This is a genomic window from Promicromonospora sp. NPDC060204 (assembly GCF_042728455.1).
Classification (GTDB): domain Bacteria; phylum Actinomycetota; class Actinomycetes; order Actinomycetales; family Cellulomonadaceae; genus Promicromonospora.
Window position 1 is genome coordinate 1 of record NZ_JBHWZO010000254.1, and the last position, 9180, is coordinate 9180.

Sequence of the window (9180 nt, forward strand, 5' to 3'; positions counted from 1 at the left end):
CCCGAGCCGGAGGGGCCCATGATCGCGGTGAACCGGCCCTGCTCGAAGTCGACGTCCACGCCGTCCAGGGCGCGCACGATCGCCTCACCCTTGCCATAGGTCTTCGTCAGGGAACGGGCGCGCACTGCGGGTGACGACCCGGGCGCGTACACGGTGGTGTCCATGGGAAGGACGCTACGGAGCGGCGGTACGTCAGCGCGTCCGGCCCCGGTCTGGTCTTGGTCGGCCCCTGGGTCATACCCAGGTCGTACGACCCACCCTGACCAGCCCGGGGGCGGGCGTCAGTCCACGGCGTCGAGCTCGATGACGACGGCGTGCGCGGGGTGCAGCAGCGGGAGCCGCAGCCCGACGGCGCCGAGCGCGGCGCCGGGCACCTCCGCCGCTGCGTCCGCGGCGTCGGCCCCCGCGTCGCCCACCGCCGCGAACAGCGGCGGGGCGTTGCGGGGCGGGTCGGCGGCCAGCGGCAGCGACACCCGGTACCGGCGCGCCGGGTCCAGCCCGGGCACGCGCAGCAGCGCGGGCAGCGCCCGGTCCCCGGTCACCGACCGCACCACGCGCACCACCGCCCGGCTCCGGTCGGGCGCGACGACGACGGTCGCGCTCGTCCCCGCGTCGCCGGTCGGCGGGTGGTGCACGTCGCCCGTGTGCAGCAGCGGCCGCAGCCGCCGGTACGCGGCGATGCCGTCGCGCAGCCGCTCCAGCTCGTCCGGCGTGCCCGCCGTCAGGTCCCACTCGATGCCGAAGTGCCCGGTCAGCGCCACGGCGATCCGCAGGTCGAGCCCCGTGGCGCGCCGCGTGGTGTGGGCCACGGGCGGGCCCACGTGCGTGCCCACGAGCTCCGGGGGCAGCAGCAGCTCGGTCCAGCGCTGGATCGCCAGCCGCTCGACCGGGTCGTTCGTGTCGGAGGCCCACACCCGGTCCGTGTGCTCCAGGACGCCGAGGTCCACGCGCGCCCCGCCCGAGGCGCACGCCTCGATCTCCAGGCCCGGGTGCCGCGCCCGGAGCGCCGCCAGCAGGCGGTAGACGGCCTCGGTGTGCCGGTGCACGTTCGCCCGGCCGGCGGTCACGGCCTCGATGAGGTCGCGGTTCTGGTCCCACTTGATGTAGTCGAGCCGGTACTCGGCCACGAGCGCGGAGACCGCCTCCAGCAGGTGGTCGAACACCTCCGGCCGCGACACGTCGAGCACGAACTGGTTGCGCCAGGCCCGCACCTCGTTCGCGATCGGCTGCAGCAGCCAGTCCGGGTGCTCGCGGGCGAGCTCCGAGTCGAGGCTGACCATCTCGGGTTCGAGCCACAGCCCGAACTCCATGCCGTGGCCGCGCACGACGTCGACCAGCGGGTGCAGCCCGTCCGGCCACGGCTCGGGGTCCACGCGCCAGTCGCCCAGCCCTGCCGAGTCGTCGCGGCGGCCGAGGAACCAGCCGTCGTCGAGCACGAACCGCTCCACGCCGACGTCGGCGGCCAGCCGGGCGAGCCGCTGGAGCTTGCCGAGGTCGTGGTCGAAGTAGACGGCCTCCCAGGTGTTGAGCGTCACCGGGCGGGGGCGGCGCGGGTGCCCGGCCCGGCCGCGCACGAACCGGTGGAACCGCTGCCCGACGCCGTCGAGCCCCTCGTCGCTCCACACGAACAGCGCGGCCGGGGTGCGGAACGAGGTGCCCGGCTCGACCGTGATCTCGCCCGGCCGCAGGAGCGGCCCGGCCCCGAGCAGCGTGCGGCTCTCGGGCAGGGCGTCGACCCGGTGCACCGCGTCGCCGCTCCACGCGAGGTGCACGGCCCACACCTCGCCCCGGGTGTCGTCGAACCCGGCGGTCCCCAGCGCGAGCACCAGCGGGGAGTCGTGCCCGGTGCGGCCACGGCGCGACTCGCGCGCCTGGCTGCCCTGCGTGAGCGGACGGCGCTGCGGGGTGCGCTCGCGCGTCCAGCGCCCCGAGAAGTCCAGGACCTCCGCGGCGAGGTCGCCGACCGGCATGGTCGCCTCCAGGATCGCGAGGTCGACCGGCTCGGCGCCCGTGTTGTGCAGCTCGTGTCCGACCCGGAGCACCCCTGACGGGTCCAGGGCGAGGTCGACGACGACACGCAGCCCCGCGGCCTCGGCGGTGACGCGCAGGTGTCGCTCGTCGCCGTCGGCCGCGGTGCGCCGCCAGCGTGGCAGCAGCGCCCGGCGGCCCACGTGCCCGGCGAGGCCCGGTCGGCCCTCCCAGCCGTCGTGCTCGCCGGGGAGCACCGTGAGCGGCCACGGCGCGTCGAGCGCGCTGGGCGACGCCGGGCGTGCCACCGACCGCAGCAGCCGCCGCGCGTCGTCCGCGCCGAGCGGGCCGATGTCCCGGCCCCAGTGCACCACCTCCGGCAGCCCGTCGTCCGGCAGGGCGAGCACGACGCCGACGCCGGCAGCGCGCAGCACGTGCAGACGCGGGCCGGGGCCGAGGTCGGCGCCGGCCGGGTCGGTGAGGTCGGCGCCGGTCACGTCGGTGCCGGCGGTGCCGGTCGCCTCGGTCGCCTCGGTCGTCACTCGGCGGCGCTCTCGCGCAGCACGACCACGCGGCCGGCGGGCACGAGCGCCGCGCCGTCGAACGTCGCGTCGTCGAGGAGCGAGCGGCCGGACACGGCCACCGTCTCGTCGGCGGCGGAGTGGTTGATGAGGAACAGGACGTCGCCGTCCGACGTCCGCCGTCGGACCGCCTCGATCGCCGTGCTCGCCTCGACCGCCCGGGGCAGGCCGAGCTCGTCGATGAGCCGGTCGGCGATCCGCGTGGCCGAGTCGAGCGGGAGCTGCGCGGAGACGTACCAGGCGGCGCCGGCCCCGGCGGCGTTGCGGGTCACGGCCGCCCGGCCGGCGGCGTCGCCGTCGGCGTACGTCACGACCGCCTCGGCTCCGTGCAGGTTGGTGTCCTCGCTCCAGTCGGTGACCTCGCCGCCGTCGGACAGGCGCACCGTCTCGTCGGCCTGCAGCGGGCGGAACTCCTCGGTCGTGACGCCGAGCAGGTCGCGGAACGCGCCGGGGTAGCCGCCGCCGCGCACGCGGCTGGTCTCGTCGACAATGCCGGAGAGGTACGTGACCAGCGCCGTGCCGCCGCCGCGCACGAACGCCTCGACCCGCGCGGCCTGCGCGTCGGAGACAACGAGCAGCGTGGGCAGGACGACGAGGTCGTAGCCGTCGAGGTCGGCGTCGACGGGGAGCACGTCGACGAGCACCTGCCGCTGCCAGAAGACCCGGTGCCAGAGCCGCGCCTCGCGGGAGTACCGCAGGCCGTGGTGCGGCTTGAGCCCCTGCTGGAAGGCCCAGGCGGACTCCTCGTCGACCAGGAGCGCGACCTTCGCGGGTTCCACCGGTGCGCCGGCGATGCCGCGCAGCTGCCGCAGCGCCGCGCCGAGCCGCACGACCTCGCGCCACACGCGGGTCTCGGTGCCGGCGTGGGGCAGCATCGCGGAGTGGAACTGCTCGGTCCCCGCGGTCGAGGCCCGCCACTGGAAGAACATCGCGCCGTCCGACCCGCGCGCCACGTGCGCGAGCGCGTTGCGGAGGATCTCGCCGGGGGTCTTGGCGCGGTTGCGCTCCTGCCAGCTCGGCGCCCCGGTGGAGTGCTCCATGAGCAGCCACGGCTGACGGGCCCGCGTCAGCCCGCGCATCCGGTCGGCCGCGAACGCGAGGTCCTGCTCGCGCACCGGGTCGGCCCCGATCGTGTAGTGGTCGTTCGCCACGACGTCGACGTGCCCGGCCCAGTCGGAGTAGTCGACCACGTGCCCGCCGGAGCCCACCATGAAGTTGGTGGTGACGGGCACGGCGCTGTGCGCGCGCAGCACCTCGGCCTCGGCGAGGTAGTGCTCCAGGAGCTCGTCGGAGGAGAACCGCTCGAACGCGAGGAACAGCCCCGGGGTCGCCTTGTGCCGGTCGCCGCGGGGCGGCTCGATGTGCTCGATGTCGGTGAAGTGGTGCCCCCAGAACGCCGTGCCCCACGCGGCGTTGATCGCCTCGACCGTGCCGTACTCGGCGCGCAGCCACTCACGGAACCGCGCCGCCGACACGTCGCACCAGCACCGCCCGTTGCCGCCGCCGAGCTCGTTGCTCACGTGCCACAGGCGCACCGCGGGGTGGTCGCCGTACCGCTGCGCGAGCGCCGTGGTGATCCGCAGCGCGTGCTCCCGGAACACCGGGGAGCTGGCGCACCAGCCGAGCCGCCCGCCGGGCTGCTCGCGCACGCCGTGGGCGTCGACGGGCAGCATCTCGGGGTGCGCGTGCAGCAGCCAGCTCGGCGGTGCGGCGGTCGGGGTCGCGAGGTCGACGGCGATGCCCGCGTCGTGCAGCAGGCCGATGATCTCGTCGAACCAGCCCCAGTCGTACTCGCCCTCGCGCGGTTCGAGCAGGCCCCACGAGAACACGCCGAGGGTGACGATGTTGACGCCCGCCTCGCGCATGAGCCGCACGTCCTCGCGCCACACCTCCGGCGCCCACTGCTCGGGGTTGTAGTCGCCGCCGTAGCTCAGGCCGTCGGTCGGCCAGGCGGGCAGGGCGCGGCGGGTGGGGGGTCGCTCGGTCGCACGACGGGCCACGGGGCATCTCCTTCGATGTCGGTGCGGGGACGGGCGCGCCCCCGGCGTCAGACTTGTCGAGCCTGCGGGTGTTTGTCAATCTGCGGAACAAACGGCGGTCAGAACCGGAGCATCGTCCGCAGCCCCACGACCGCCCCGCCGCGGGCCCACTCGTCGAACTCGAACGGCTGGACGTCCAGCGCGAGCGGCGGGATGCCGGGCGAGCGGACCTCCTCGATCGTGGCCCGCACCTGGTCGCCGGCGAGCTCCATGACCACGAGCCCGTCCCCGGCGAGCACGATCTTCTGCGGGTCCAGCGCGTTGGCCACCGTGCCGATCAGCACGCCGAGCGCCTGCCCGGCGTCGGCGAAGGCGCGCCGGGCGACGGCGTGGCCGTCGCGCGCCAGCGCGACCGCGCCGTCGAAGTCGAGCCCGGGGATGCGCAGCGCGTCGACGATCGCCTGGTTGGGCAGCAGCGCGCTCACGCAACCGCGGTGGCCCTGGCCGCAGATGGGTCCCGCGGAGTCGACGCGGAGGTGGTCGAGCCGGCCGGCGCGCCCGTGGTGCCCGGTGACCACCCGGTCGTCGACGACGAACCCGAAGCCCACCCCGGTGCCCACGGTGATCAGCGCGAGCGAGGAGCAGCCCACGCCCGCGCCGAACCAGTGCTCGGTGGCGGTGAGTGCCCGCACGTCGTTCTCCGCGCCCACCGGGATGCCGAGCCGTTCGGTCAGCCGCTCGGCCAGGTAAACGTCCCGCCAGCCGAGGAACGGGGAGTCCTTGACCACCTGGCGCCCGTCCACCACGGTGAGGTCGCCCGCCAGCGCGACCCCGCCGGCGACGATCGAGCCGAACTGCTCCGCGAACCGGGCGTGGGCGGCGGCGATCTGCTCGATCACCGCGCCCGGCTCCCGGTCGGTGACGGGCTCCTCGTGGGCCGCCACGATGCGCGCGCCGAGGTCGGTGACGACGGCGAACAGGGCGTCGCCCGTGAGCTTCACCCCGAGGAAGTGCCGGGCCTCGTGGCGCACCACGAGCAGCTCGCTCGGCCGCCCGGTCGCGCCGCGCAGCTCGACCTGGCCCTCCGTGACCAGGCCGTGGTCCATGAGCGCGCGGGTCACGCGGGTCAGGCTCGCGCGGGACACGCCGAGCCGGCGCGCGATCTCGGCGCGGGGGAGCGGGCCGTGGATCAGCAGCTCGCGCAGCACGCTGCGCTCGGCGTCGGCGAGCGCCGGCCACACGGCCGCGCCATCCGGTGCCGTGCCGTCCGGCGTCGTGCCCTCCGACACCGCGGACTGACCTCGTGACATCGCTACCTCGTCTCTGGGGCTCGGATCCTATCCGCCACCAGGGGCCGGACAGTCGTGCCGCGCCGCCCGTTCGGCTCGGCCCTTTGTTTCGATAATTGACAAAGGGTAGGCGCGCCGTCAGACTCTGGTCCAGTTGGCGCCCGGTCGCCGACGAGTACCGATCAAAGGAGATCCCGATGCGCATCCGACCCCTCGTGGCCTGTGCGGCCACGGTCGCCGCCGTCACCGTCCTGAGCGGCTGTGGCGCCGCGAGCGCCGAGTCCGAGGGCCCCGTCACCCTCGAGTACTGGGCGTGGCCGGCCGGCAGCAAGACCGTCGTCGACACGTGGAACGCGGCCCACCCGGACATCCAGGTGAAGCTCTCCGACGCCGGCGGCGGGGACGAGTCGTCCCAGAAGCTGCTCACGGCGTCGCGCGCCGGCAACGCGCCCGACCTGGCCCTCGTGGAGTACACGACCCTGCCGTCGCTGATCGTCGCGGACGTGCCGCTGGAGATCACCGACTACGTGGGCGACGTGCAGGACGCCTTCACCGAGGGCACCTGGGCGCAGACGACGTTCGACGGCGCCGTGTTCGGCGTGCCGCAGGACGTGGGCCCGATGGCGCTGGTCTACCGCGAGGACCGCTTCGAGGAGCTCGGCGTGCCGGTGCCCACCACGTGGGAGGAGTTCCGCGACGCCGCCGCCGCGGTGCAGGAGGCCGACCCGGACGCCGTCATCGCCAGCCTGCCGCCCACGGAGTTCGGCTTCTTCGCCGGCGTGGCCACGCAGGCGGGCGGGCAGTGGTGGTCGGTGGACGGCGAGGAGTGGACCGTCGGGATCGCCGACGAGGCGTCCCTGGAGGTGGCCGACTACTTCGAGGAGCTGGCCGCGGACGGCCTGATCCAGACGGAGCCGCTGCTGACCCCCGAGTACAACGCGATGATCAACGAGGGCACCATGCTCTCCTGGCCGTCGGCCGTGTGGGCGCCGGGGGTCATCGAGTCCGTCGCGCCCGACACGGCGGGGAGCTGGGCGATGGCGCCGCTGCCGCAGTGGACGCCGGGTGACGCGGCGGTCGCCTACCAGGGCGGTTCTGCCCTGGTGGTCACGAAGGACAGCGAGCACCCCGAGGAGGCGGCCGAGTTCGCCACCTGGCTGAACTCCACCGAGGAGGGCAATACCCTGCTCCTGGACGAGCAGAGCCTGTACCCGGCGTCCAGCCTGGGCCAGGAGATGGCCGAGAGCAACGACCCGCCGACCCTCATGCCGCAGCAGAGCGACTTCTACTCCGTCTCCGCCGACATCTCCGCGGAGACCGTCCCGGTGACCTGGGGGCCGAACGTCAACCTCGCCAAGTCGGTCTTCGAGGACGAGCTGGGCAAGGCCATCCGCAACGGCACCCCCTGGCGGGACGCGTTCGTCGCCACCCAGGAGGCCGTGGTCGCCGACATGACGGAGACCGGATTCGCCGTGAGCAACGGCTGATCCGATGTCCGCGATGACGACGACCGCGCAACCGGCCCGCCGCCGTCCCCGACGGCGGCAGGTCGCGCCCTACCTGTTCACCGCCCCGGCGGTCATCCTGTACGTCACGTTCATGCTCGTCCCGGTCGGGTACGCCGTCTGGCTGAGCCTGCGCGCCTACCGCATCGAGGGCGCGCTGCTGGGGCGCAAGACGGAGGTGTTCGTCGGCCTCGACAACTACGTCGCGGTGCTGACCAACCCGGAGTTCGCGGCGGGCTTCGGCCGGCTCGCGATCTACGGCGTGATCGCCGTGCCCCTGACGCTCGGCCTCGCCCTCCTGTTCGCGCTCGTGCTGGACACGCCCGCAGCGCGGCTCAAGCGGTTCGGCCGGACGGCGATCTTCATCCCGTACGCGGTGCCCGGCGTCGTCGCGGCCCTGCTGTGGGGCTTCATGTACCTGCCGAGCACCAGCCCGTTCTCGTACGTCACCCGCGCCCTCGGGCTGGGGACCATCCCGTTCCTCGACGGGCCGGGGCTGTTCGGCTCGCTCGCGAACATCGCCATCTGGGGCGGCGTCGGGTTCAACATGATCATCATCTACACCTCGCTGCGGTCCATCCCGGGCGAGATCTACGAGTCCGCCCGGCTCGACGGCGCCGGGGAGGTGCAGATCGCGCTGCGGATCAAGGTGCCGCTGGTGGTGCCCGCGCTCGTGCTCACCGGGGTGTTCTCGCTGATCGGCACGCTCCAGCTGTACAGCGAGCCCGCGACGCTGCAGCCCATGACGAGCGCCATCTCGAACACCTGGGTGCCGCTGATGACCATCTACCGCGACGCGTTCGGGACCGACGACCTGCCCCAGGCCGCCGCGGCGTCGACCGTGCTCGCGGTCGGCACCGTGCTCGTCTCGGTGGTCATCCTGCGGATCGTCAACCGCAAGCGCATGGGGGTCGAACGATGAGCGTGCTCACCGCCCGCCCGGAGCCGGCGTCGGCCCGGCGCGACCCGTCCGACCGCGCGCGCTCGCGGGCGCGCCAGGGCGGCTGGGGCGTGCTGCCGACGATCGTGCTGCTGGTCGGCGCGTTCTACTGCCTGATCCCGGTGGCCTGGGTCTACGTCGCGGCGACCAAGACGCGCGGCGAGCTGTTCACCACGTTCACCTTCGCGCCCGGCACGGGGCTGGGGGAGAACCTCACGGCGCTGTTCGCCTACGAGGGCGGGCAGTACCTGATGTGGTGCCTCAACTCGCTGATCTACTCCGGCGTCGGGTCGCTGCTCTCGGTGCTCGTCTCGACCATGGCCGGGTACGGCCTCGCCAAGTACGAGTTCCGCGGCCGCTCCTTCATGTTCCTGTCGATCCTCGCGGGCGTGCTCATCCCGGGCATCGTGCTGGCCGTGCCGCAGTACCTGCTGCTGTCCCAGCTCGGCTTGGTCGGCACCCACTGGTCGGTGCTGCTGCCCAGCATCGTCAGCCCCTTCGGCATCTACCTGTCGCGCGTGTACGCGATGTCGGCGGTGCCGCAGGAGACCCTGGAGGCCGCGCGCATCGACGGCGCGGGGGAGTGGCGGATCTTCCGGACGATCGTGCTGCCGCTCATGGTGCCGGGCATGGTCACGGTGTTCCTGCTGCAGTTCATCGGCACCTGGAACAACTTCCTGCTGCCGTACATCATGCTCTCGGACCAGAGCCGGTACCCGCTCACCGTGGGGCTGTTCACCCTGCTGGCCAAGGGGTCGAGCTCCCCGGCGCTGTACTCGGTGGCGATCACGGGCGCTGCGGTCTCGATCATCCCGCTGCTCGCGCTCGTTCTGTTCCTGCAGCGCTACTGGCGCCTCGACCTCGTCTCGGGCGGGCTCAAGGGGTAGCGCGCGTCCGGCGGGGCGCCCCGGGTGGGCC

General features: G+C 73.9%; 6 protein-coding genes and 1 pseudogene. 3 read left to right on the forward strand and 4 right to left on the reverse strand.

What is annotated here, in order from left to right:
• From ACFWEJ_RS23925 to ACFWEJ_RS23940, 4 genes and pseudogenes are all read right to left on the reverse strand, one after another.
• Positions 1–164: pseudogene (locus ACFWEJ_RS23925) on the reverse strand (ABC transporter ATP-binding protein); the annotation flags it as partial.
• A 117-nt stretch (positions 165–281) separates the two neighbouring features.
• The gene (locus tag ACFWEJ_RS23930) at positions 282–2510 is read right to left on the reverse strand and encodes an alpha-galactosidase (RefSeq protein ID WP_377231682.1); all 2229 of its coding nucleotides are present in this window, start codon (positions 2508–2510) and stop codon (positions 282–284) included.
• Complete coding sequence (locus tag ACFWEJ_RS23935; protein WP_377231683.1) at positions 2507–4549, reverse strand: beta-galactosidase; 2043 nt, start codon at positions 4547–4549, stop codon at positions 2507–2509. The genes ACFWEJ_RS23930 and ACFWEJ_RS23935 overlap by 4 nt, the downstream gene beginning before the upstream one ends.
• A gap of 98 nt (positions 4550–4647) precedes the next feature.
• On the reverse strand, positions 4648–5838 hold the full coding sequence (locus ACFWEJ_RS23940; RefSeq protein WP_377231684.1) for an ROK family protein: 1191 nt from the start codon (positions 5836–5838) through the stop codon (positions 4648–4650).
• Positions 5839–6014: 176 nt separating this feature from the next.
• Between ACFWEJ_RS23940 and ACFWEJ_RS23945 the strand changes: the two genes are divergently transcribed.
• Genes ACFWEJ_RS23945 through ACFWEJ_RS23955 form a run of 3 tightly spaced genes read left to right on the forward strand, consistent with a single transcriptional unit; the run spans position 6015 to position 9149 of the window.
• Complete coding sequence (locus ACFWEJ_RS23945; protein WP_377231685.1) at positions 6015–7304, forward strand: ABC transporter substrate-binding protein; 1290 nt, start codon at positions 6015–6017, stop codon at positions 7302–7304.
• A 4-nt stretch (positions 7305–7308) separates the two neighbouring features.
• On the forward strand, positions 7309–8244 hold the full coding sequence (locus ACFWEJ_RS23950) for a carbohydrate ABC transporter permease (RefSeq protein ID WP_377231686.1): 936 nt from the start codon (positions 7309–7311) through the stop codon (positions 8242–8244).
• A complete protein-coding gene (locus ACFWEJ_RS23955) occupies positions 8241–9149 on the forward strand; it encodes a carbohydrate ABC transporter permease (RefSeq protein ID WP_377231687.1) in 909 nt (302 codons plus the stop codon). Before ACFWEJ_RS23950 ends, ACFWEJ_RS23955 begins: the two co-directional genes overlap by 4 nt.
• The last annotated feature ends 31 nt before the right edge of the window (positions 9150–9180 follow it).

Excerpts from the sequence above, each read along its gene's own strand:
- ACFWEJ_RS23940 (WP_377231684.1), bottom strand. The coding sequence starts at position 5,838 with ATGTCACGAGGTCAGTCCGCGGTGTCGGAGGGCACGACGCCGGACGGC.
- ACFWEJ_RS23945 (WP_377231685.1), top strand. The coding sequence starts at position 6,015 with ATGCGCATCCGACCCCTCGTGGCCTGTGCGGCCACGGTCGCCGCCGTC.
- ACFWEJ_RS23950 (WP_377231686.1), top strand. The coding sequence starts at position 7,309 with ATGTCCGCGATGACGACGACCGCGCAACCGGCCCGCCGCCGTCCCCGA.
- ACFWEJ_RS23955 (WP_377231687.1), top strand. The coding sequence starts at position 8,241 with ATGAGCGTGCTCACCGCCCGCCCGGAGCCGGCGTCGGCCCGGCGCGAC.